The 23,297-nt window shown below is 54.2% G+C and carries 17 protein-coding genes and 3 rRNA genes; 6 read left to right on the forward strand and 14 right to left on the reverse strand.

The window, feature by feature from the left end; translation table 11 throughout:
* Positions 1–66: 66 nt before the first annotated feature.
* The gene (locus NZD89_RS22905; RefSeq protein WP_268004993.1) at positions 67–921 is read left to right on the forward strand and encodes a DODA-type extradiol aromatic ring-opening family dioxygenase; all 855 of its coding nucleotides are present in this window, start codon (positions 67–69) and stop codon (positions 919–921) included.
* A 47-nt stretch (positions 922–968) separates the two neighbouring features.
* Here the strand turns inward: NZD89_RS22905 and NZD89_RS22910 are convergent, their stop codons facing one another.
* The gene (locus NZD89_RS22910) at positions 969–1,970 is read right to left on the reverse strand and encodes an asparaginase (protein ID WP_268004994.1); all 1,002 of its coding nucleotides are present in this window, start codon (positions 1,968–1,970) and stop codon (positions 969–971) included.
* Positions 1,971–2,118: 148 nt separating this feature from the next.
* On the opposite strand from NZD89_RS22910, the gene NZD89_RS22915 reads away from it, so the two are divergent.
* The 3 genes from NZD89_RS22915 (at position 2,119) to NZD89_RS22925 (ending at position 4,365) form a co-directional block, all read left to right on the forward strand.
* On the forward strand, positions 2,119–3,054 hold the full coding sequence (locus tag NZD89_RS22915; protein ID WP_268004995.1) for an aldo/keto reductase: 936 nt from the start codon (positions 2,119–2,121) through the stop codon (positions 3,052–3,054).
* Positions 3,055–3,315: 261 nt separating this feature from the next.
* Positions 3,316–4,098, forward strand: a complete 783-nt coding sequence (locus tag NZD89_RS22920; RefSeq protein ID WP_268004996.1) for a class I SAM-dependent methyltransferase — start codon at positions 3,316–3,318, stop codon at positions 4,096–4,098.
* Between the two features lie 144 nt (positions 4,099–4,242).
* Positions 4,243–4,365 (forward strand): hypothetical protein, encoded by a 123-nt coding sequence (locus NZD89_RS22925; RefSeq protein ID WP_268004997.1) that lies wholly within the window; start codon positions 4,243–4,245, stop codon positions 4,363–4,365.
* 114 nt (positions 4,366–4,479) lie between these two features.
* Here the strand turns inward: NZD89_RS22925 and NZD89_RS22930 are convergent, their stop codons facing one another.
* The 8 genes from NZD89_RS22930 to NZD89_RS22965 all read right to left on the reverse strand — a co-directional run bounded on the left by NZD89_RS22930 (position 4,480) and on the right by NZD89_RS22965 (position 14,750).
* Complete coding sequence (locus NZD89_RS22930) at positions 4,480–5,124, reverse strand: bifunctional 4-hydroxy-2-oxoglutarate aldolase/2-dehydro-3-deoxy-phosphogluconate aldolase (protein WP_268004998.1); 645 nt, start codon at positions 5,122–5,124, stop codon at positions 4,480–4,482.
* Positions 5,125–5,316: 192 nt separating this feature from the next.
* Positions 5,317–5,811, reverse strand: coding sequence for a phosphatidylglycerophosphatase A family protein (locus NZD89_RS22935; RefSeq protein ID WP_268005000.1), 495 nt, complete (start codon positions 5,809–5,811; stop codon positions 5,317–5,319).
* A 77-nt stretch (positions 5,812–5,888) separates the two neighbouring features.
* Positions 5,889–6,749, reverse strand: coding sequence for a hypothetical protein (locus tag NZD89_RS22940; RefSeq protein ID WP_268005001.1), 861 nt, complete (start codon positions 6,747–6,749; stop codon positions 5,889–5,891).
* A gap of 256 nt (positions 6,750–7,005) precedes the next feature.
* Positions 7,006–7,122: ribosomal RNA gene (gene rrf, locus NZD89_RS22945) — 5S ribosomal RNA — on the reverse strand.
* 201 nt (positions 7,123–7,323) lie between these two features.
* A 23S ribosomal RNA gene (locus NZD89_RS22950) occupies positions 7,324–10,267 on the reverse strand.
* A 204-nt stretch (positions 10,268–10,471) separates the two neighbouring features.
* Positions 10,472–12,005 (reverse strand): 16S ribosomal RNA (locus NZD89_RS22955).
* Together the 16S, 23S and 5S rRNA genes form the textbook arrangement of a ribosomal RNA operon.
* Positions 12,006–12,345: 340 nt before the next feature.
* Positions 12,346–12,525 carry a hypothetical protein gene (locus tag NZD89_RS22960; protein ID WP_268005002.1) on the reverse strand — a complete coding sequence of 60 codons (180 nt, stop codon included), beginning with the start codon at positions 12,523–12,525 and terminating at the stop codon, positions 12,346–12,348.
* Positions 12,526–12,557: 32 nt separating this feature from the next.
* On the reverse strand, positions 12,558–14,750 hold the full coding sequence (locus NZD89_RS22965; RefSeq protein WP_268005003.1) for an ATP-dependent Clp protease ATP-binding subunit: 2,193 nt from the start codon (positions 14,748–14,750) through the stop codon (positions 12,558–12,560).
* 249 nt (positions 14,751–14,999) lie between these two features.
* On the opposite strand from NZD89_RS22965, the gene NZD89_RS22970 reads away from it, so the two are divergent.
* Entirely contained in the window at positions 15,000–16,781 is a 1,782-nt protein-coding gene (locus tag NZD89_RS22970; protein ID WP_268005004.1) for a B12-binding domain-containing radical SAM protein, read from the forward strand.
* A gap of 79 nt (positions 16,782–16,860) precedes the next feature.
* Here NZD89_RS22970 and NZD89_RS22975 read toward each other — a convergent pair whose 3' ends face one another.
* The 5 genes from NZD89_RS22975 to NZD89_RS22995 all read right to left on the reverse strand — a co-directional run bounded on the left by NZD89_RS22975 (position 16,861) and on the right by NZD89_RS22995 (position 22,340).
* Positions 16,861–17,775 carry a carbohydrate ABC transporter permease gene (locus NZD89_RS22975; protein ID WP_268005005.1) on the reverse strand — a complete coding sequence of 305 codons (915 nt, stop codon included), beginning with the start codon at positions 17,773–17,775 and terminating at the stop codon, positions 16,861–16,863.
* Entirely contained in the window at positions 17,772–18,725 is a 954-nt protein-coding gene (locus NZD89_RS22980; protein ID WP_268005006.1) for a carbohydrate ABC transporter permease, read from the reverse strand. Before NZD89_RS22980 ends, NZD89_RS22975 begins: the two co-directional genes overlap by 4 nt.
* Positions 18,726–18,782: 57 nt before the next feature.
* Positions 18,783–20,255, reverse strand: a complete 1,473-nt coding sequence (locus NZD89_RS22985) for an ABC transporter substrate-binding protein (RefSeq protein ID WP_268005007.1) — start codon at positions 20,253–20,255, stop codon at positions 18,783–18,785.
* Positions 20,256–20,385: 130 nt separating this feature from the next.
* Complete coding sequence (locus NZD89_RS22990) at positions 20,386–21,321, reverse strand: aldo/keto reductase (RefSeq protein WP_268005008.1); 936 nt, start codon at positions 21,319–21,321, stop codon at positions 20,386–20,388.
* Between the two features lie 17 nt (positions 21,322–21,338).
* Positions 21,339–22,340 carry a Gfo/Idh/MocA family protein gene (locus tag NZD89_RS22995; protein WP_268005009.1) on the reverse strand — a complete coding sequence of 334 codons (1,002 nt, stop codon included), beginning with the start codon at positions 22,338–22,340 and terminating at the stop codon, positions 21,339–21,341.
* Between the two features lie 116 nt (positions 22,341–22,456).
* Here NZD89_RS22995 and NZD89_RS23000 point away from each other — a divergent pair, with 116 nt between their 5' ends.
* The gene (locus tag NZD89_RS23000; protein ID WP_268005010.1) at positions 22,457–23,290 is read left to right on the forward strand and encodes an AraC family transcriptional regulator; all 834 of its coding nucleotides are present in this window, start codon (positions 22,457–22,459) and stop codon (positions 23,288–23,290) included.
* Positions 23,291–23,297 lie beyond the last annotated feature (7 nt).

A 23,297-nucleotide genomic window follows, 5' to 3' on the forward strand; every position in this document is an offset into this window, starting at 1 on the left:
AATCGTCTGAGTGTTAGTATAGAACTGACAATGGCGTGTATCGCCAGGTGAAAGGTGCCAAGAGCCATGATAAATCCGTTTGTATTCGCTTGTATCACGCCACACGGACTTCCGATTCTCGAAGAGCTGTCACAGGGTAACCCGCAGTTGATGGCGCGTACGCGCTCTGGCATGAAGCAACTTGGGACCTGGATGCGGGAGGCGGACCCAGAGACGATCGTGGTGCTCACGCCGCACGGATTGAAGATAGACGGCATGTTCTCTGTGACCGATTCGTCTTATCTGTCTGGAGAGATGTCAGAGCAGACGGTCGCCGGCATGGTCGGCGACCGCCGGGAGGATAAAGGCGTGACGGTAGAGTTCAACCGTGCCGTCGACCGCGACCTGGCAAAACGCATCGTCGCCGCCGCAGACAAGGCTGCCCTGCCTGTCGCAGCTGCGAATTTCGCGACCGCTGAGGGCCCATTTTCTACCCTGCCCCTGGACTGGGGCGTCATGGTTCCGCTCTACTTCATGCCGGACGTCCCGATTGTGGTGGTCACCCCATCCCGCCGCATTTCCTACGAAGACCATATCCGCTTTGGGGCCATTTTGGGCGAACAAGTAAGACAATCCGGCAAACGCGTCGGTCTCATTGCGAGCTGTGATTGGTCTCACGCGCACGATGTGAACGGACCGTACGGTTACCACGAGGATGCAGTCGAATTAGATCGGCGGGTGGTGGCGTCGCTCAAGGAGGACGAAATTGAAAAAGTGATGGAGTTTGCGGCTCCGATGATTGACCACGCTAAGCCCGACGGCATTTGGCAGGCCCTCATTTTGGCCGGGGCCATCCCGCGCGAAGCCAGGAACAGCACGTTTCTGTCATACGAAGTCCCCACTTATTTCGGCATGATGACCGTTGCGTATCACGCGCAATAAAAAAGGGAATTGGGGTGGCCGCCCCAATTCCACTGTTGAAACCAAATTTATCGGAGTGCGAGTTCGAAATCTGCCACCACTTCACCGACCACTTCGCCTCGCGTGTTTTTGACCTCTGGCTTCTGGTACTTGTGCAGCGACTCGAGTTCTGATGGAGACAGCGCACCTAAGCCGTCGAGCGTATGAATCACAATCGGTGGAATGGCCCGTGCGTTACCGTCGCGTACTTTCAGCGCAATTCCTACCCGCTGCTTCGGTACCACGACCATCATGAACCCCTCTGCCCCTCCCTTGGCCAAAATTCGGCCGTGCGTTGCCGTCATTAAATCGGTGTCAAATCGATCCGTCCCACCGACGAGCGATGGATAGGCTCGCATCGCTGTCGAGATCCGGTGCATCGCTTCACCGTGTCCAAACCGCTCGGGGTCTGCGAATTTCGCGTACGCTCTCGCCCAATTCTGTACCGGCAACGCGTGAACGGGCACACCGCAGCCGTCGACCCCAATCACGATGTCGTCCTTCAAAACCTCCGTCAGGTCGGAGACGACCTGTAAAATCGCCTGTTGCAACGGATGTTCGACGTGGTGATAGGTGGCTACGTCGGCTCCGACGTGCTTCGCGTACGCCAACATTCCCGAGTGCTTACCGGAGCAGTTGCTGTAGAGTGAACTGAGCGTCTTGCCGGCTTGAACGAGCCGATCGTACGTCTGCATGCTGTGTGGGATATGCGCGCCACACTGTAAGTACGATTCGTCCAGTCCAATCCGAGCGAGGATTCGCTCTACTCTCTCTGTGTGTTGTGCTTCACTGCTGTGTGAGGCACAAAACAGGGCGAGATCCGCTTCTTCGAACGCAAACGCCTCCATGGCACCCGACTCTACGAGAGGAATGGCCTGAAGCGGTTTACATGCACTCCTAGCGAACGTGACTAGATTTGAATCCCCATATTCCCCAAGCAGCTTTCCCTCACTTGACACCACCGCGATGACGCCAGAGTGGACACTCTCGACAATCCCTCCGCGCGTCACATAGGCGAACGGTCTCTCCATAGTTTTTTCGCACCTCTTCACGTCGTGTTCAACTTACATCCCTACGTTTAGAGTAACATAATAATACGAGTGTTTTGACAACTCGCGTATGAAAAGTCGGGGATAGTTGTGTCTCACACCACGCCATCGGGCAGGAGGAATGATCGACATGAAGTACACACGGCTGGAGAAGAGTGGTTTAGAAGTCTCAAACATCACTTTCGGTTGTTGGGAGCTCGGCGGCGGACAGTGGGAAAAGGAAAGCGACGAGAGAAACATCGAGGCCATCCAGACGGCCTTCGAAATGGGGATCACGTCGTTTGACACCGCCGAAGGGTACGGTCAGGGGCATTCGGAAGACATTGTCGGCGCGGCACTCGATGGACGTCGCAAAGATGCGGTCATCGCGACCAAGGTGTCCCCTGGTCACCTACGCGCCGACGACGTTCGCAGATCCGTTGAGCAGAGTATAAAGCGGCTCCGAACCGATTACATTGATATCTACTACGTACACTGGCCGAACAAAGATATTCCGCTTGCCGAAACGATGAATGAATTCCGCAGGCTGCGCGAAGAAAACGTAATTAAAGCGGTTGCCGTGTCCAATTTTTCGCTCGAGCAACTCGAGGAAGCCATGTCTGTCACTTACGTCGACGCCATCCAACCCGAGTACAGCCTCTTGCATCGCGGCATAGAGAAAGAGGTTCTCCCGTATTGCCGCGACCATTCCATTGGTGTACTCACGTATAGTTCTATCGCCAAGGGTATCCTCACCGGCGCATATCACCTTGGTGAGGCTCGGCAGCTCAGTGACAGCGACTTCCGCCGCAACCGCCGTTTGTTCCTCAAAGAACACCTCGAGCAGGAAGCAGAGCTGGTGTTCCTCCTCCGAGACATCGCAGAGCAACACGGTGTCACTCCGTCGGAAATCGCCATCGCCTGGCTGTTGCACCAAAAAGGTGTCACCTCCGCCATCGTGGGCACACAGAACATCGAACATTTGCGGAGCAACGCTCGGGCAGTGGACATTCAGCTGACAAATGAGCAACTCACGGTGCTCGACGAAACGAGTCGAAAGGCGCTCATCGCGATAGACGGGCGCTAGTCACTCGCTTACCCGCGCACAACCACGAGCTCCCCCTTACGGGTTCAACCCCCTGTTTTGGGGGAGCTGTTTGCCAGCCGCAGACGGACTACACCATTTCCCAACTATCGATCCCGCTGGTTGTCTTCATGTTTGACGTCTAGCCCACTTTGTTCTCGGAACAACGGGTATGAACAATTCCGATGACCGTCGTCAAGATTTGAATTCACCGCTGCGGTGCGCCTTTGGCAACGATAACTTAAAGGCAAAGGAGATGATTCGATGGAGCACAACGATGTCAAAAAAACAGTTCAGGACCAATTCGGGAGAGCCGCAAGCGCCTATGTCGAAAGTGATACACATGCACACGGCACCGATCTCGCCCTGCTCGTCGAATGGCTCGCACCAGCAGGGACGGCACTTGCCCTGGACATCGCGACTGGCGGCGGCCACGTCGCCAAATCCCTTGCACCCTACGTGCAGTCGGTGTTCGCCACAGATTTGACAAAATCCATGTTGGAAGCGGCCCGAGAACATATCACGCAAGAGAAGCTGCACAATGTTCAATTCGTGTTGGCGGATGCAGAGTCCCTTCCATTTCTGGATCAGACGTTTGATATCGTCACATGCCGCATCGCCGCCCACCACTTCCCGAACCCGAACGCGTTCGTCGAGGAGGTATCACGCGTTCTCAAACCTGGGGGAGCATTCCTGTTCATTGACAACATCGCACCGGAAGAACCCCATCTCGCTTCATTTTTAAACGAGTTTGAAAGACTGCGGGACAATGGACACGTGCGATGTCTGTCATTGAGCGAGTGGACACAACTGATGGAGTCAACTGGATTACACGTCGAGAAACAGCGAGTGCGCAAGAAGCCGTTTGAGTTTCGCCCTTGGGTTCGCCGCATGGCACAATCCGAACATCAAATAGAGGAAGTGGAACGCTTCTTCGTGAACGCCACCGCAGAACAGCGTCAATACTTTGACCTCACCTTTGCGAATGGTCAAATCGCGTCGTTTCGAACGGACGAGTGCATGATGCTGTGCAAAAAGGCGCCTTAAATCAGCATCATGCACCCTGGGCAACACCGCGTGCGGCAGTCGAGGGGAGGGCGCTGCCTATCACGGTCACATGGTATATTTCACGACAAACAGGTCAGGCTATCACCGATTGCCCATTTCAGCATGAGAAAGTGAGCGATAGACGTGACAGCTACAACGGAACCAGACGAGATTCCACAGGTAGATAAGCCAGAGATTGAAGAGACTACCCCTCATCCGGATACGCCTGAACCGTCCGCAAATGCGAACGCTGCAAATCACGAATGAATGCCCTATCGTCCACTGTAAAACTGGTTGCCCATCTGAAGGCAGCCGGTTTTTTTTGCAATCCGCGAGCACGAATCACCTGACGGCTATCACAAATGTCGCAAGACCTGTGAGTTATGAACTCAGCCCGCGCACACGCTGCATAACGCGTTGCGCCCGTTGCCGAATAGCCTCCCAGTTTCGGCTTGCCACATCCTCTTTTGGAAACAAGGCACTCCCCAGCCCGGTGGCCACGACACCGGCCTGAAGAAACTCCACGGCATTTTGTTCCGTAATCCCGCCTGTCGCCATGATCTTTAAGCCGCTGAATGGTCCGAGCAAGTCTTTGATATACGATGCCCCGACTGATCCGGCGGGGAAAATTTTCACGACTTCTGCTCCGGCGGATCGAGCCATCTGAACTTCTGTAGGCGTGAGCACACCCGGAATGATACTGACGCCCACCTGATTCGCGCGTTCGACTAACGCAACGTCGAGGTGCGGGCAAACGAGGAATTCAGCTCCAGCTTCCACTGCGGAGTCAAGTTGTGCGGGCGACAACACGGTGCCGGCGCCAACCGCGACGCGCGCACCGTACCTCGTGCGAATCGACTCCATCGACTGCGCGGCAGACGACGAGTCCATCGTGATCTCCAACGCTTGAATGCCGCCTTCGACAAGCGCTTCCACGACGGGTTCCAAGATGTCTGGTGAAAGTTTTCGAATGACAGCGACCACCCGTGCGCCTTCGAGTAGTTGACTGAGTTGTCCGCTTTTCATCGCATCGTCCCTCCATTATTCCACTGGCGTCTTCAGCCAGCCGACATGATCCTTATCTGATTTCTGTTTAAATTCTATCATAATGTAACCCTCCAACGTGGCCGCGCGATAGCGTCAAAAAAATCGGCAGGATCAGCGGGGAAACCTCCTGATCCTGCCGTAGAACGGTTTTTATCGGTATTGGTACGTAGCTTACGAATACAATTCGCCATCATGATTGTGCGCGATGCGACTGGAGGCGGCGGCTGCGACGGCTCCGACGAGATCGTCTAAGAATGTGTTTACCTTCCCTGCAGACTTGTCGTTCAGCGGGCCAAGAATTCCGTGTTTTAACTTATCGATGTACCCGTAGTTCGTATAACCAATGGTACCGTAAAGGTTGAGAATGGACAGTGCAAGAATTTCATCCACTCCATACAAGCTCTCGTCCCGCTGAATCACCTCGAGCAGAGGGCGCTTGAGTAGCCCGTCCTCAGCGAGCGTATCGAGTTCGATGCCAGTCAGAATCGCATTTTGGACTTCGTGTTTGGTAAGTACCCGCTCCACGCTCTCCATACACTGTTCCAGGTTCAAATTCGGTATGTAATCCTTCTGAAGAAAAAATGTTAAATCGGCAATGTCCTCGATCTCCACGCCTCGACTTTTCAGCGCGTCGATGGTGACTTGTGTCCCCACATCCCGTGACACGACAAGTCCCCTCCTTTGTATGTCCTTAGAACGAAACTCCCAGTTGGCCACCGATGAGCGGCCAACTGGAGCCTTGACTAATGCGTGCTGCCGCGTGACGAAACGGACGGAACCTTTACGCTGTTCGATACGGTGATGGTGCAAAACGTTTGCGGAATTCGATTTCGCCCAGTCGACACAATCATATATTGTCCAGGTTTGGTGGCGCGAAACACGCGGCGGACGGAACGGTCAGAAACGGCGCCTAAGCCGTTCGCTGGGGCTGTCGGCGTAAGCGTTCCACCCGTTCCCGTTCCGGCACCACCACCACCTATGATCGCTCCACTGGCACCCGCTGCCGTACCTCCCGCAGCACCGCGCGTGATACCGCGACCCCCTGTACCTCCGCCGATGGCGTCAGCACCTGGCGTATTCCGCCCCGAGTACGGCGCGCCTGTCACTGAACCCGCTTGCGTCGTCCCAGCTGCGGCGCCGGTAGCCGCACCCTGTCGCGGACCAGCTGCACCACCCGCGACCCCGGCTGCGGCGCGGTTCGCCACAACAGAGATGGTTCCAGGCGTGGTACCCTGCACGCGGATGGTCCAACCTGTTGGAACGGTGATGTGCATAGGATGATTGATCGTTCCAGCGGTATTTGGGGTGCGGCCAACGTCATTAAACTGTACAGTGAGAACTTTGTTTGCGGAGTTGACCTGAACCACACGCCCTCGCACTGGACTCAAACCGACCACACCGGCAATTCCTGTCGAGTTATCTCTGCCTACCGGACCATTCCCTGCTCCAATCGCATTTCCTACCGCGTTGCTCCCTTGCTGGATGGCATTCCCGATACCGCCAACAAAACCACCGGCTACCGTATTGTTTGTCGCGTTCCCACAACCGGAAATCGGCAATAAAATGGCACCTGTCAGTACAAGCGCACAGAGCTTCCCGTTCATGAGCATCCCCCTTCGCAGTGGGTTCAGTTTTCCCGGCTGTCGCGCTCACATCCACCGCGAAATACGAAGGTTTTGGCAGCGGACCACGTTCTTGAGAGCAATTAAGAAGACGGAGGAACACACAGACCTTGCCGACTTGTCGCCATCCAGCTCTTCACCTGCGTTCGACCCGGCCCCAGCGTTGCCCCCATCCCCGACCAACACAAAAAGACCCCGAGGTCGGCATTTCTGCTTCCCTCAGGGTCCCTTATCTCGCGCCTGGCAACGACCTACTTTCCCAGCCCCTCTCGGGACAAGTATCCTCGGCGCTGGAGGTCTTCACGTCCGTGTTCGGTATGGGTACGGGTGTTTCCCCTCCGCTATGGTCACCAGACCGCTTGGCGTTCAGGTATTCGTTCGCACGGCTTCGGCCTATCGGCCTGCAGATGTGCTACTCACACCTTCACTCAAGCTCCCAGTTACGTCGCTCCGTAACTTTGTCTTTATCCTCGCTCCTGAATCATGGAACAACCTCTTCTCCACAAAGTGGATAGGTCTCGCTACGACGCTTTCGCGCCGAGTCTCGCCTTATGTTCGGGTGAAGCCCTCGACCGATTCGTATCTGTCCGCTCCACGTATCACTACGCTTCCACGCCAGACCGATCTACCTTGTCTTCTTCAAGGGGTCTTACTTCCCTAACGGAATGGGATACGTTATCTTGAGGCAGGCTTCGCGCTTAGATGCTTTCAGCGCTTATCCTTTCCCGACTTGGCTACCCAGCTATGCTTCTGGCGAAACAACTGGTACACCAGCGGTCGGTTCATCCCGGTCCTCTCGTACTAAGGACGACCCCTCTCACGTATCCTGCGCCCGCGGCAGATAGGGACCGAACTGTCTCACGACGTTCTGAACCCAGCTCGCGTACCGCTTTAATGGGCGAACAGCCCAACCCTTGGGACCGACTTCAGCCCCAGGATGCGATGAGCCGACATCGAGGTGCCAAACCTCCCCGTCGATGTGAACTCTTGGGGGAGATCAGCCTGTTATCCCCGGGGTAGCTTTTATCCGTTGAGCGATGGCCCTTCCACTCGGTGCCACCGGGTCACTAAGCCCGACTTTCGTCCCTGCTCGACCTGTCCGTCTCGCAGTCAAGCTCCCTTGTGCCTTTACACGCTTCGCGCGATTTCCATCCGCGCTGAGGGAACCTTTGGGCGCCTCCGTTACTCTTTAGGAGGCGACCGCCCCAGTCAAACTGTCCACCTGACACTGTCCCATGACCAGTTTCATGGCCATTGGTTAGAACACAAGTACCTCAAGGGTGGTATCCCAACGCCGACTCCACTCAGGCTGGCGCCCAAGCTTCTCTGTCTCCCACCTATCCTGTACATGACGTACCCGTATCCCATATCAAGCTACAGTCAAGCTCCACGGGGTCTTTCCGTCTAACCGCGGGTAACCTGCATCTTCACAGGTATTACAATTTCACCGGGTCTCTCGTTGAGACAGCGCCCAAGTCGTTACGCCTTTCGTGCGGGTCAGAACTTACCTGACAAGGAATTTCGCTACCTTAGGACCGTTATAGTTACGGCCGCCGTTTACTGGGGCTTCAATTCAGAGCTTCGCCTTGCGGCTTACCCCTCCTCTTAACCTTCCAGCACCGGGCAGGCGTCAGCCCCTATACTTCGCCTTTCGGCTTCGCAGAGACCTGTGTTTTTGCTAAACAGTCGCTTGGGCCTTTTCACTGCGGCTTCTCTCGAAGCGCCCCTTCTCCCGAAGTTACGGGGCCATTTTGCCGAGTTCCTTAACGAGAGTTCTCCCGCGCGCCTTCGTGTTCTCCACGCGCCCACCTGTGTCGGTTTCCGGTACGGGCACCTCACCACTCGCTAGAGGCTTTTCTTGGCAGTGTGACTTATGGGACTTCGGTACTGTACTTCCCTCCCCATCACAGCTCACGATTCATAGGGTGCGGATTTGCCTACACCCCTCGCTCGCTGCTTGGACGGCCTCTTCCATCCGGCCGCTTCCCTCAGCCTCCTGCGTCACCCCTTCGCTCAATCGCGATGTTGGTGGTACAGGAATTTCAACCTGTTGTCCTTCGACTACGCCTTTCGGCCTCGCCTTAGGTCCCGACTTACCCTGGGCGGACGAGCCTTCCCCAGGAAACCTTGGGCTTTCGGCGGACAAGATTCTCACTTGTCTTTTCGCTACTCATACCGGCATTCTCACTTCCATCCGCTCCACCAAACCTCTCAGTTCAGCTTCCCCGCAAATGGAACGCTCCCCTACCATGTTTCCATCCATAGCTTCGGTGTCTGGTTTAGCCCCGTTACATTTTCCGCGCAGCGCCACTCGACCAGTGAGCTATTACGCACTCTTTAAATGGTGGCTGCTTCTAAGCCAACATCCTGGTTGTCTGTGCAACGCCACATCGTTCCCCACTGAACCAGTACTTTGGGACCTTAGCTGTTGGTCTGGGCTGTTTCCCTCTTGACCACGGGTCTTATCACTCGTAGTCTGACTGCCAGGTTCTTCGACAAAGTGGCATTCGCAGTTTGACTAGGCTTGGTAACCCTCGCGGGCCCCGCACCCAATCAGTGCTCTACCTCCACTTCTCATTCCCTGACGCTAGCCCTCAAGCTATTTCGGGGAGAACCAGCTATCTCCGGGTTCGATTGGAATTTCTCCCCTACCCCCAGTTCATCCCCTGGCTTTTCAACGCCAGTGGGTTCGGGCCTCCATGCGGTGTTACCCGCACTTCACCCTGACCAGGGGTAGATCACCCGGTTTCGGGTCGATGACGACAAACTATACCGCCCTATTCAGACTCGCTTTCGCTTCGGCACAGGCTCCTTCGCCTTCACCTTGCTTGCCATCATCACTCGCCGGTTCATTCTACAAAAGGCACGCCGTCACACCTTAAAGATGCTCCGACTGCTTGTAAGCACACGGTTTCAGGTTCTATTTCACTCCGCTCCCGCGGTTCTTTTCACCTTTCCCTCACGGTACTATCCGCTATCGGTCGCCAAGGAGTATTTAGCCTTAGGAGGTGGTCCTCCCAGATTCCCACGGGATTTCTCGTGTCCCGCAGTACTTGGGGTCTGTTGCACATTCCACAATCCGTTTCGGTTACCGGGCTCTCACCGTCTATGGCCGACCTTCCCATGCCGTTCTCCTACGAATTGCTTCCTGCTGGCTCCCTGCAGGTTGCCACCAACAGCCCCTCGACCCCGCATACGCATCGACTGCAGTCTGTACCACGTATACGGTTTAGGCTTCTCCGCTTTCGCTCGCCACTACTTACGGAATCGCGTTCGCTTTCTTTTCCTCGAGGTACTTAGATGTTTCAGTTCCCTCGGTTGCCTCCGTACACCTATGAATTCAGTGCACGATACTAGCGCTTCACACTAGCAGGTTTCCCCATTCGGACATCCACGGCTCAGTGCTCGCTTACAGCTCCCCGTGGCATTTCGGTGTTCGCCCCGTCCTTCTTCGGCTCTTGGCGCCTAGGCATCCTCCGTGCGCTCTTTCTAACTTCACCGTTTTGACTTCCTAACCACAAACGTGATTATTCCATCTATAAATCCGGTTTCGTTAACCTGTTACGCATTTACGGTTACCGGTTTTACTTATTCGAGGTTGTTCCATATTCAGTTGCCAAGGTACCTTGAGTTTACCTAGCCACAAGGGCTTTGGCTCCCTCAAAACTAAACACCCACGTCCTAAAAGCCTTGTTTCTCCGTAGAAAGGAGGTGATCCAGCCGCACCTTCCGATACGGCTACCTTGTTACGACTTCACCCCAATCATCAACCCCACCTTCGGCGGCTGGCTCCTGAAAGGTTACCTCACCGACTTCGGGTGTTGCCGACTCTCGTGGTGTGACGGGCGGTGTGTACAAGGCCCGGGAACGGATTCACCGCGGCATGCTGATCCGCGATTACTAGCAATTCCGGCTTCATGCAGGCGAGTTGCAGCCTGCAATCCGAACTACGAACGGCTTTTTAGGTTTCGCTCCACCTCGCGGCTTCGCTTCCCGTTGTACCGCCCATTGTAGCACGTGTGTAGCCCAGGACATAAAGGGCATGATGATTTGACGTCATCCCCGCCTTCCTCCGACTTACGCCGGCAGTCACCTGTGAGTCCCCACCACTACGTGCTGGTAACACAGGTCAAGGGTTGCGCTCGTTGCGGGACTTAACCCAACATCTCACGACACGAGCTGACGACAACCATGCACCACCTGTCTCCTCTGCCCCGAAGGGAAGGACTATCTCTAGCCCGATCAGAGGGATGTCAAGCCCTGGTAAGGTTCTTCGCGTTGCTTCGAATTAAACCACATGCTCCACTGCTTGTGCGGGCCCCCGTCAATTCCTTTGAGTTTCAGTCTTGCGACCGTACTCCCCAGGCGGAGTGCTTATTGGGTTTCCTTCGGCACTGGGGTGTGTCCCCCCAACACCTAGCACTCATCGTTTACGGCGTGGACTACCAGGGTATCTAATCCTGTTTGCTCCCCACGCTTTCGTGCCTCAGCGTCAGTCACTGTCCAGCAAGGCGCCTTCGCCACTGGTATTCCTCCACATATCTACGCATTTCACCGCTACACGTGGAATTCCCCTTGCCTCTCCAGCACTCAAGTTATGCAGTTTCCAAAGCAATCCCAAGGTTGAGCCTTGGACTTTCACTTCAGACTTACACAACCGCCTACGCACGCTTTACGCCCAGTGATTCCGGACAACGCTTGCCCCCTACGTATTACCGCGGCTGCTGGCACGTAGTTAGCCGGGGCTTCCTCACTCGGTACCGTCTCACAAGGAGCTTTCCACTCTCCTTGTCGCTCTCCCCGAGCAACAGAGCTTTACAACCCGAAGGCCTTCTTCGCTCACGCGGCGTTGCTCCGTCAGGCTTGCGCCCATTGCGGAAGATTCCCTACTGCTGCCTCCCGTAGGAGTCTGGGCCGTGTCTCAGTCCCAGTGTGGCCGGTCACCCTCTCAGGTCGGCTACGCATCGTCGCCTTGGTGGGCCGTTACCTCACCAACTAGCTAATGCGCCGCGGGCTCCTCTATCAGCGATGCTGTTGCACCTTTCAACACAGGAAGATGCCTTCCCGTGTGTCATCCGGCATTAGCACCCGTTTCCGAGTGTTATTCCAGTCTGACAGGCAGATTGCCCACGTGTTACTCACCCGTCCGCCGCTGACATCAAAAGATGTCCGCTCGACTTGCATGTATTAGGCACGCCGCCAGCGTTCGTCCTGAGCCAGGATCAAACTCTCAAAAAATGTTACTGGCGTTACTTCATAAATGTCTCGACGACGACTGTCGTCTCGACCGAAACTTTTAGGCGTGTGTGTTTAGTTTTCAAGGAACCAAATCAATCAGTGCCGCCGAAGCAGCTCAGACAATATACCACGAATCTATCGTTGTTGTCTACTGGAACATTTTGCTTCAGCTCGTTCGAACGTTGCGGTTCGAACTTGTGAGCTGGTGTTCCGGCGACTCGGTATATCCTGTTTGTTCAGCAGTGCCGCCGAAGCGACGTCGATTAATATACCATGGCTATCTACCAAGTGCAAGTGGTTTTTCTGTTAAATATTTATCTATTTTGCCATTCGTGTTTCATTACCACCAAAGTCCATCCCTCGCCGTGTCCCTATGCGACAGGAATACGGAATAGGCGATTCGTCGTCGTTCATCTATCGCCAACTGCATCGTGCCTGCACAAACAGCCGAGGCGTGTACCCGTTCTATCGCCTCATTCGCCGAACGCGATCCGCTACATAAACAAATGAGGGCTGGCATACACCAGCCCTCATTCCGATCACGCTCATCGATTACTTTGCAGAGCGAATGACAATTTGCGTGCTACCCATATTGCCACCGTCCGCCGAGTCCTCATCTACGTCGATGACAAGTGCGTTGGCGTTCGGTTGGTCCACCAGTACATCGGCAATTTGGTCCTCCACTTGATCCTGGATGACCCGACGCAATGGCCGCGCTCCGTACTGCGGGTGATAGCCCAATTGGCCAAGTCTCTCGACCGCTGCATCCGTCCAGGACAGCTCAATCTCTTGCTGTGCGAGAATGCCTTTTAGCTCGTCGAGGAACAGCAGGACGATTTTCGCCAAGTCGGCCTTCGTCAGAGGGGCAAAGTCGACGATGGCGTCAAATCGGTTGAGAAACTCCGGTTTAAAGTATGACGAGAGTTGCCCAATCTGCGTTTCCGTCGTTTCGAGCCCCGTCCCAGATGCATCCTCGACGCTAAATCCCAAGGCCGCCTTCCTTTCCGTGATCCCTGCGTTACTCGTCATAATCAAGATGGTGTCCTTGAAGCTGACCGTTCGTCCCTGGCTGTCGGTCAAGCGTCCATCCTCCATGATTTGCAGGAACATGTGCTGCACGTCCGGGTGCGCCTTTTCGATCTCGTCGAGCAAAATCAAACTATACGGATTCCGCCGAACTTGCTCGGTGAGTTGGCCAGCTTCGTCGTATCCCACATATCCCGGTGGGGATCCGATGAGTTTAGACACAGAGTGTTTCTCCATGTACTCACTCATATCCAGGCGGATCATCGCATCTTTGTCTCCGAACAAACTCAAGGCCAGGCTCTTCGCAAGCTCGGTCTTCCCGACGCCTGTCGGACCAACAAAGAGGAAGGAGCCAATCGGGCGCTCACCTTTGCGCAATCCCGTGCGGCTGCGGCGAACTGCCTTCGCCACCTTCTTCACAGCTTCCGCTTGACCAATTACTCGGCTCGACAGGTCCTGCTCGAGGTCACGGAGTTTGCTCTGTTCCGACTCCTGAATCTTTCGCACAGGAATACCCGTTTTCTCTTCGACAATCTGTTGAATGTCGAGAGCGGTGACTTCAACCCGAGCCATCTTTGCGGACGGTGTTTCTTTCATCAGTTCGCGCAGGCGGAGTTCTTCCTTATGAAGCTCTGCTGCCCGCTCATAAGCTTCCACCTTGGTCGCCTCTGCCTTCTCGCGGATGACGTTCTCAAGCTGCGTAGCGAAGTCCTGCGACTGGTTGTCAGACAGGCGCAAATTTGCCTTCGATCCCGCCTCATCCAACAAGTCAATCGCCTTGTCCGGTAGAAAGCGGTCTGAAATGTAGCGATTGGACAGGTTGACACAGGCCGCGATGGCCTCGTCGGTAAAGCGCACCTGATGATACGCCTCATACTTTGGACGAATGCCCTGAAGGATTTGGATGGCCTCTTCGATTGTCGGTTCATCCACCATCACAGGCTGGAACCGGCGTTCGAGCGCTGCATCCTTCTCAATCTGGCGGTATTCCTTTAGCGTCGTGGCGCCGATGACCTGAATATCGCCACGGGCGAGCGCCGGTTTGAGAATGTTGCCTGCGTCCATCGAACCTTGTGCGGATCCCGCGCCCACTAACAGGTGGATCTCGTCGATGAACAAAATCACATCAGAGCGGGATTGTAACTCAGAAATCAAGTTGTTCATCCGCTCCTCGAATTGTCCCCGAATCCCGGTGTCGGCTACCAGCGAGGAGACGTCCAAGTTGTAGACCTGTTTGTCCCGCAATTTCGCGGGGACCTTCCCTTCCACAATGCGAACTGCCAGCCCTTCAGCGATAGCCGTTTTCCCAACGCCAGGTTCACCAATCAACACAGGGTTATTCTTGTTGCGCCGGTTGAGAATTTCGATGACGCGAGAAACTTCTTTGTCGCGGCCAATGACCGGATCGATACGGCCTTGCTTTGCCCAGACCGTCAAATTTCTTCCGTATTCGTCGAGGAAGCCTCCCCGGCCGCCATTTCCGGCACTTGGAACCTGACCTGCTGGCCCTGGTTGGGTGGCCGATTGCAAAGAGAACAATTCGAACATCTCGTCCATCGACGGAAAACCGCCGAACGGCCCCATACTCACAGGTGATTTATAAGAAGACCGAAGCTTCGAGAGACATTCGGCACAAACGTGTAATTCTCGTTTTACTCCATTTACATTCATGCGAACCTCCGCGTTCGCATCGTGTGTTTTACATACTTCACAACGCATGTTTCAAGACCTCCTTCGTCATATTCACACTCGTTGTTGACTTTAACTTTCTTTGACCATTTGAAGAGCGGTCATTGACTTTGACTAACTTTGATTATAAACGTTTGTCCGAAATAATCAAGAGGGATCTTCTGCGGAGCCGCTGAAATCTGCCACGGGGTTTACATCTGTGTGAGAGCGTTTACGCTATAGTCAAACAAAGCGTTGGGATTCTCTACGAGAGCGGCTGAATGCTAAAGGAGATTTACGATGAACGTCATCTTAACGACACTTAACGCAAAGTACATCCACTCTTCCTTGGCATTGCGATACCTTCGCACATATGTGGAAGAGGACTTCCCCTGCACACAAATACGCGAGTATACAATCAAAGACCCGGCGTCGCACATCGTCGCGGATCTATACGCCCAGAAGCCGGATGTCATCGCCTGTTCGGTTTACATCTGGAACGTGGAAGAAACCCTTCCTCTCCTGTCCATGCTGAAAAAAGTGCTCCCCAACACGTCCATTGTGTTAGGTGGGCCGGAGGTCTCCTACGATACCCGCCACTGGATGGAGCGATGTCCGGACATCGATTTTATTGTCCAAGGAGAGGGGGAAGGTACGTTTCACCATCTGCTCACCACCTTGTCGCGGTGCGAGTCGGTGCAAGAGGTCAATGGCCTAGTCTACCGGGAAAACGGGCAAATTCGCGCCAATGCCCCGCGTCCCAAACTGGCCCTCCATCAGATTCCGAGTCCGTACCGAGACGATACGGACATCGCGTCTTTGCGAAACCGCGTCGTCTATTACGAAACGAGTCGTGGTTGTCCATTTTCCTGCCAATTCTGCCTCTCCTCCATCGAATCAGGCGTCCGTTACTTCCCGCTCGAACGTGTGAAGGCAGACCTGAAACGCCTGATCGATTCCGGCATTAAAACGATTAAATTCGTGGATCGGACATTCAATCTCCACCGGCAATACGCGCTCGACTTGTTTCAATTCCTCATCGACAACCGTCGCGACACGGTCTTTCAGTTTGAAATTACAGGCGACATATTGCCCAGAGAAATTGTGGATTTCCTCAAGGAGAGCGCTCCACAGGGGCTGTTTCGGTTTGAAATCGGCGTCCAGTCGACGAACGACCTCACCAACACCCTAGTGAAGCGCCGGCAAAACTTTGCGCGACTTCGGGACACGATACTCGCTGTCAAAGAGAGCGGGAAAATTGTGCAGCACCTTGACCTCATCGCCGGCCTCCCAGAGGAAGATTATCATTCGTTCAAAAAGACGTTTAACGACGTGTTTGTCTTCGAACCGGACGAATTGCAGCTCGGCTTTTTAAAGATGTTGCGCGGAACCGGCATGAGGCAACGCGCAGCTCAATTCGACTACGTGTTTATGGATCACGCTCCCTACGAAATCTTTTCGAATCACGTATTGTCCTATGACGAAGTCTTACGCATCAAACAGGTCGAGGACGTCCTGGAAAAGTACTGGAATGAAGGAAAACTGCGGCACACGGTACAGTACCTCACCCGTCATGTGTTTCCTAGCCCGTTTGATTTCTTCCAAATGTTTGGCCACTATTGGGAATCACAAGGGTGGAGTAAAATAGGGCATCAATTGGAAGATCTGTTCGTACGCCTCAACGAATTTCTCGCGACGACCTGCCAAATAGAACAGCGTCAAGCCGCTCGGTCCTACATGATGTATGACTTTCTCCTGCAACATCGCGTCCGTCCACATAAAGTTTGGTGGGAGAAGGAGCTCGACAGGGCGGCGAGATCGCGTTTGGCCGACTGGATTTTTGACCATCCCCACCACTTTGGACCGGACTTCGCCCGCCTTCAACTCACGCGAAACGACATCGAGAAGCACACTGTGATAGAGATTTTGCCACACCTGATTCATCCGAGGAACCCGCACCTACCAGCCCAGGATGAGCCTGGACTACTCCTGTTTTACTACCCTCCGGGCCTGCAAAAAGGGCAACAGCCGGCACCTTACGTGTCCCCGCTTCCGGAACAGGCGCAAATCCTGTGCTCATGAGACAGCAAAAATCGACCGTTCAACTCCAGTGGTCGAACGGTCGATTCGGTTGGGTTGGCCGGACGTGACGTTCGTCTCCCTATGACTTCACGCTGCCCATCGCGATTCCGGAAACGATGTAGTTTCGCAGCAATGGGAACAGAATTAACATGGGTAAAATCGATAGAAATGCGCCAATCAGAATCAGCGGATACAAAGGTTGACCCGCCCCTGCCGTATTCAAATTGGCTGTCCAAATATCCAGTCCCAACGTCAGTGGATAGAGGTTTGAGTTGTTCAGAAGGACCAACGGCAGAAAGAAGTTGTTCCACGTACTCACGAACGTGATCAAGAGCAATGTGACCAAGCCCGGACGAATAAGGGGCATGCCAATCCGAAAGAAGATGCCGTAATCGTTCGCCCCGTCGATCCTCCCCGAGTCAATCAGCTCCATAGGCATCGCCTGCTGGATGTACACCATCATAAAATAGACGCCAAACGGGTTGAATAACATCGGTAGAATGACGCCGGCGTACGTGTTGATGAGCCCCAGAGATTTAATCATCAAAAACACGGGAATGACCATCGCGGCGCTCGGCACCATCAGTGCCCCCAAGACGGCAAATGACATCTGCCGCTTAAACCGGAAATTGTACATGGCGATGACATACCCGGCCATGGCGCTTACCAACGTAGCCCCACAGCAAGTGATGACCGCGTAAATGACGGAATTGAGCACCCAGCGCCAAAAGATACCGCCTTGATAAGAACTGAGCCAATCCAGATTGGGCACTAGATTCAGGTGGCGTGGGAACGCGAGCATCGGAGTACTGAACAACTGAGTCGTATTTTTCGTCATCGATACGAGCAACCAGTACAGCGGAAGTAAGAAGTAAGCGGCCATTACAATGACCAGGGTCATCGTCAACAGGGTCTTGGCAGAGTTCTTCAGTCCCTGCGCATGGTGTTTCCGTTGCAGCGAGGTCGTCGAGAAACTAGATCCGGATACGCTCATACCACTTCTCCCCCTTCAGCGCGCAGTTCACTTGAGCGGTTTCCCATCTGTCCCCTGACCATTCGTTTCTGCAACCGCACCTTTTTACTCTTTCGCTCATCGCTTGTCGCGTACATGAACAACAGGGACGCAATGAACGTGATGACGGACAAAATGATGGAGAGTGTGGCCGAGTAGGTAAAGTTTCCGTACGCAAACGCCATGTTGTAAATTTCCATGTTAGGAGTATAGTTCCACGGAATACTAGTCATCGACGATAGGATAAACGGTTCGTTGAATAGCTGGAGGGAGCCGATGATGGACAACACCACCGTCATGATGATGGTGGGGCGCAACAACGGCAGCTTGATGTGGAGTGCTACTTGGGTCTCATTACACCCGTCGATTTTGGCAGCGTCGTAGAGTTCAATCGGAATGGATGTCAGACTGGCGAAATAAATCGTCATATTGTATCCGGTCCATTCCCAAATGGCCATGTTGACGATTCCATAGAGGACATGCCCATTCGATAGAATGTTGACAGGATTTCCACCTGTGAACAGTTTGAATACAGAGAGTATCGGGTCTAGTTGTGGGGAGTAGAGGAATCCCCACATAATCGCCGCAATGACGCCAGGAACGGCGTACGGCAAAAAGTACACAATGCGAAACACGGCCTTGCTCTTGACGAATCGGCTGTCCAACAAGAGCGCGAGCGCCAGCGCTAAGATGAGCATAATCGCGACCTGAACGACGCCGTAGTAGACGACCCGAAACAGCGCATACCAAAAGTTCGTGTCTTGCCAGGCGACGCCGTAATTGCGAAGTCCGATGAAGTGGTTTTTGCCGCCACTGTTTACAAAGAAGCTCAGGTACAGCGAGTAGAGGAATGGGAATGCAAAGAAAAGTAGAAATACCAAGAAAAATGGGGCTAAGAGTCCATACGGGACTCGACGGTGAGTTCGCTTCATAACCATCCTCCGCATCCATCTGAAGTCTTCATCTTATACAACGCGATTCCTCCGAGGCTACGAGTACGTCTTCGAGCGGCGTATGATGACTGTACATCCCGTCAACAGGGCGAGCACAACCACCACGTATAGCCCTGGAGAATTGACTTCAGACCAGAATGAACTAGCGGGACCAGACTTATCTGCTTGCGCACCATTTGAAACCACTTTGTAGCCCATTGACTCCGCGAAGACCACCACGCTGTGTTGCAGATTATCCAGTGCTTGATCCCATGTCTCCTGCCCTGCCGCCGCCTTTGTAAACTCAATCGTCATCTGATTGTAGACGTAATCTGTCCATGGGCTCCACTGGAACGACGTATTGACCGCCTTCGACGCCTTGATAAAGACCGGGGCTGGGTTCTGCCCGTCCAACGACGGGTTAGGCGCGTTGAATTGTGGTAACTGCGTTCCATACTTGTTCGCAGGCACTTGCCCTCTCCCACCGTGCCCGATATCGGTCACGTCGAGCAATTCGCCGGCCTGACTCGTATTGATCCACGCTGCAAACAAGGCGGCCGCGTCAGGATGTTTCGACTGCGTGGTCACCGCGTTCGTAGATCCACCATTATTGCCGTCGACAAACGGCCCAGTTGAGCTCCATTGAGGGATGTCTGCGGCGTGCCAATCGTTTGTGTTCGGGCGAACATACGGTTCAATCGAGTAGGCAGGCGCCCAGGCCCCATTGAGCATCACCGCATATTTGCCACTGCCTAGGTCACTTTGAAATGCAGGTGTACCATCGTTCGTCGCTGGGATGACGCCCTCTTTAACTAAGTTCCCCCAGTAGTTCATCACCTGCTTCGCCTTCGGGCTGTTCAAATCTATCTTCCAGCCGTTAGACGTATATTGAAAGAGCTGAGCGCCGGACTGCCACAACAAACCCGTGATGAGTCCGCCGTCCGTCACCGGAAAATACGTCAAGTACTCAGACGGCGCCTCCTTGTGCAGTTGCTTTGCGTCCGCTGCGAACTGCGCCCAAGTTTTTGGCATCGGGAGGTGGTACTTCTGGAATACGCTCGTTCTGTAAAACATCGCAAGCGGGCCAATATCTTCCGGAATCGCATACACGGCGTCGCCACGACTCGATTGTTGCCACGTCCAGGGCTGGAAACTGGACTCGTATTGCTTCACGTAAGGGGCGATGTTGAGGAGCCCGTTGGTGTCGATAAACTTCGGCAGATATTGATATTCAATCTGGACGACGTCAGGCGCTCCAGTCCCCGCTTTGATGGCGGTCGTCAACTTGTTGTACTCCGCTGCGCCCGCGCCAATCAACGGGTGAAGAACCTTGATATTCGGATACTTCTGATTGAACGCCGCAATGACCTTATCTGCGTTTGCAGTCCAGGTCCACCACGTGATCGTCACCTTCTGGTTATCGCTGGGGTAGTGCGGTTCTGGAATCTCGGCTGCGAATGCAGGGACGGTTGTCGCGCAAAGCAGTGCTATGCTGCTCAAACCGGCGATGATCCACGGTCTCTTTTGCACGCTATCACCTCGCTCATGATGTTTCTCACAACGGTCCACGATTGTTTGATTCACCAAGAAAAAGTATCCTTCGTTCACAACGTTAAGCGCTTACATAAAGTATCTAAACACCCTGAGAATCACGACAAACCTACGACACTTGCCTCCCTGCCAATAGCCAATCGATTTCTTCCTGACTCAGTTGCACATCCAGGGCCACGAGGCTCGACTGGAGCTCCGCTAAGCTGTGCGGGCCAATGATGGCGGCCGAGGGAAAGCGCTGGTTCAACACGTAAGCAAGTGCGATGGAATTGGCATCCACCCCTTTTGCTGACGCAAGCTCTGTGGCCCTATCAAACCGCCCCCAGTTCTTTGCGTTGTAGTAGACGCGAACCATATCTGCATCCTCGTGGCTCTGTTGCGAATAGCGTCCAGTGAAAAAACCGCCCGCTTGCGACGACCAGGAGAGAAGTGGCAGCCGTGTGCGTTCGTGCCAGGCGAGCGTCTCGGCGTCTACGGTCACACAGCCCGGCCACCTAGGCTCGTTGGCAGTCGCTAAACTCAGATTCGGACTGTTGCAGCAAAATCCTACTAACCCGTGTGCATACGCGTACTCATTGGCCTCCTCAATGCGTTGCCAGGTCCAGTTCGAAGCACCAAACACCTGAATGTTCCCGGCGCTTTTGTGCTCGTTTAAGATCTCGAGGATGTCGCCAACAGGAACTGCGGGGTCGTCTCGATGCAACAGGTAGACATCGATCGTGTCGACGCAGAGGCGCTCTAGGCTTTCGTTCAAATCTGAGGCGATATCTTTGGCGCTCACTCTGTTCCGATTGCCATGCGGATGAGCGCCTTTGTCGATGATCACCAGGTTGTCCCGCTCTCGGTCTTGAAGCCATTTTCCCACCGCGAGTTCGCTTCGTCCTCCGTTGTAGATGTGGGCTAGATCGATGGCATTTCCGCCAGCCTCGACAAACGCGTCCAGCAGACTGCGACACCTGTCCATGTCGTCGGGAGAAAACACCATCGAGCCCATGATCAGTTGGGAACAGGGCTTCGATAGGCCCGCAATTTCAATAGAGTTCATGGCTTTCCACTCCTTTTCTAAACCAGGGATACTCGCGTGTGGGTGCGAGCGGATTCCAAACAAGCATCGATGACCCTCATGTTTCGCACGGATTCCTCCGGGTCAAAGCGCTGTGGCCGATTGGCTATCAAGCTCCGTCCAAAATCGTCGATTTCTGCGACGTATGGATCTACCGTCGGCACAGCTAGTTCCCGACACTCGTCGTGAACCAGGATGGTAGCCCCCAAGGTTTCCGGCTTTCCGACGTAGGCAAACGGTACGTCGATACGCCCCTCTGATCCGACAATCCGAAGTTCATTGCTGCCGTAGGACCACATTCCGCATTCGAACGTAAGCGACACGCCATCTTCGAACTCCAATAAGCCAGTGGCGGACATATCCACGCCGTCGTGAAGAGTGGAGAACATCGCGTGTGCAGTAACCGCGATTGGCTCCTGCTCCAATAAAAATCGGGCCGCGTTGATTGGGTAGCACCCGACGTCGTAAATGGATCCTCCCCCCATTTCGGACTGATACCGGATGTTGTCCAAATCCTTGGCGTTATTGAAGGAAAATGCTCCATGAAGCGTTCGAATCTCACCGATCTCCCCCGCTTTGACGGCTTCGCGAATGCGCTCGTAACGCGGATGGTACCGGTACATGAACGCCTCAGCGAGCCGTACTCCGCAGGCGCGACAGACGTCCACCATCTCTTGTGCCTCGCGCGAATTCAGCGCGATGGGCTTTTCACAGAGTACGTGCTTGCCAGCTTGTGCCGCGCGTATCGTCCACTCTCGATGCAAGTGGTTTGGCAAGGGAATGTAGACGGCGTCAATATCTGGATCCTCTACGATCTTCTCGTAGCTATCGTAAGCCTTTCGCACGCCAAATTCCGCTGCCGTCTGTCGCGCTTTAACTGGACTCCGACTGGCAACTGCGGTCACCGTCCCGGTTTTCGAACACTGAATCGCTGGGATGACCTGCCGAACTGCGATGCCAGCGCAGCCAATCACTCCCCATCTGACAAGTTCCCCCTGCATTGTGTAAACCTCCAATCGCGTGTAGTTTATTGTTATTATAGGTGGAACCAATGGTCTATAAAATCTAAATATTTTGTGATGTATAACACTATATTGTCCTCTAGGTGATGCCCGAGATGTTGAGACAGCGTTCCCTTACGACGATTCCAGATGGATCCTACTTCTGCCTGCCCGAATCTGTTGGATTCTACGATCACGAACCAACGCATGCGGTGAATCGGGCCGAAGGCATGTTAAAGGACTTTAACCTTCACCTGGTCACCAAGGGCAGCGGCTATGTCGTTGTGGGCCAGAAGTCATATCGCGTCCGACAGGGGGATTGTTTTCTATACTTTCCACTGCGGCAGCAGACCTACCACAGCAGCGCTGAAGATCCGTGGAGCGTTCGATGGATCCATTTTTATGGTAAGCACCTGACGGAATTTATGCTCGATGCAGGGATCAATCATTCGGTGATCTGGTCACTGCATCATTGGGCCACCCTGGGGGCGCTATTTCACGATCTGCTGGTTGAGACAGAGACGAATACGATGTTGCGCCCCGCTCGCCTGTCGACGCTGACTTACGCCATCTTGATGGAATTCATGCATCAGGCCGTTCCACTCACCACGACGAAAACGACCCATCAGACAGATAGGGTGACTCGCCTCTTGCCACTAATACAAGAGAGAGCCACCTGTGCTTTCGACCTCGCCGAGTGGGCAGAGCGAGCAAACGTCTCCCCGCACTACTTTTGTAAGCTATTCCGCAAGACTGTCGGCATGAAACCGCTGGACTTCGTGACAAGGTGTCGGATTCAGCATGCAAAACAACTGCTCCTGGAAAACCGGGAGGCGACCATCAAATCGATTGCAGAGGCTTGCGGCTACAACAATATTAGCTATTTCAACAAGCGCTTTTACGAGCTAGAGCGAATGACGCCGACGGAATACAGAAGACTGTACTTTTGACGGGCGT

Source organism: Alicyclobacillus fastidiosus, from assembly GCF_026651875.1.
Taxonomy (GTDB): Bacteria; Bacillota; Bacilli; order Alicyclobacillales; family Alicyclobacillaceae; genus Alicyclobacillus; species Alicyclobacillus fastidiosus.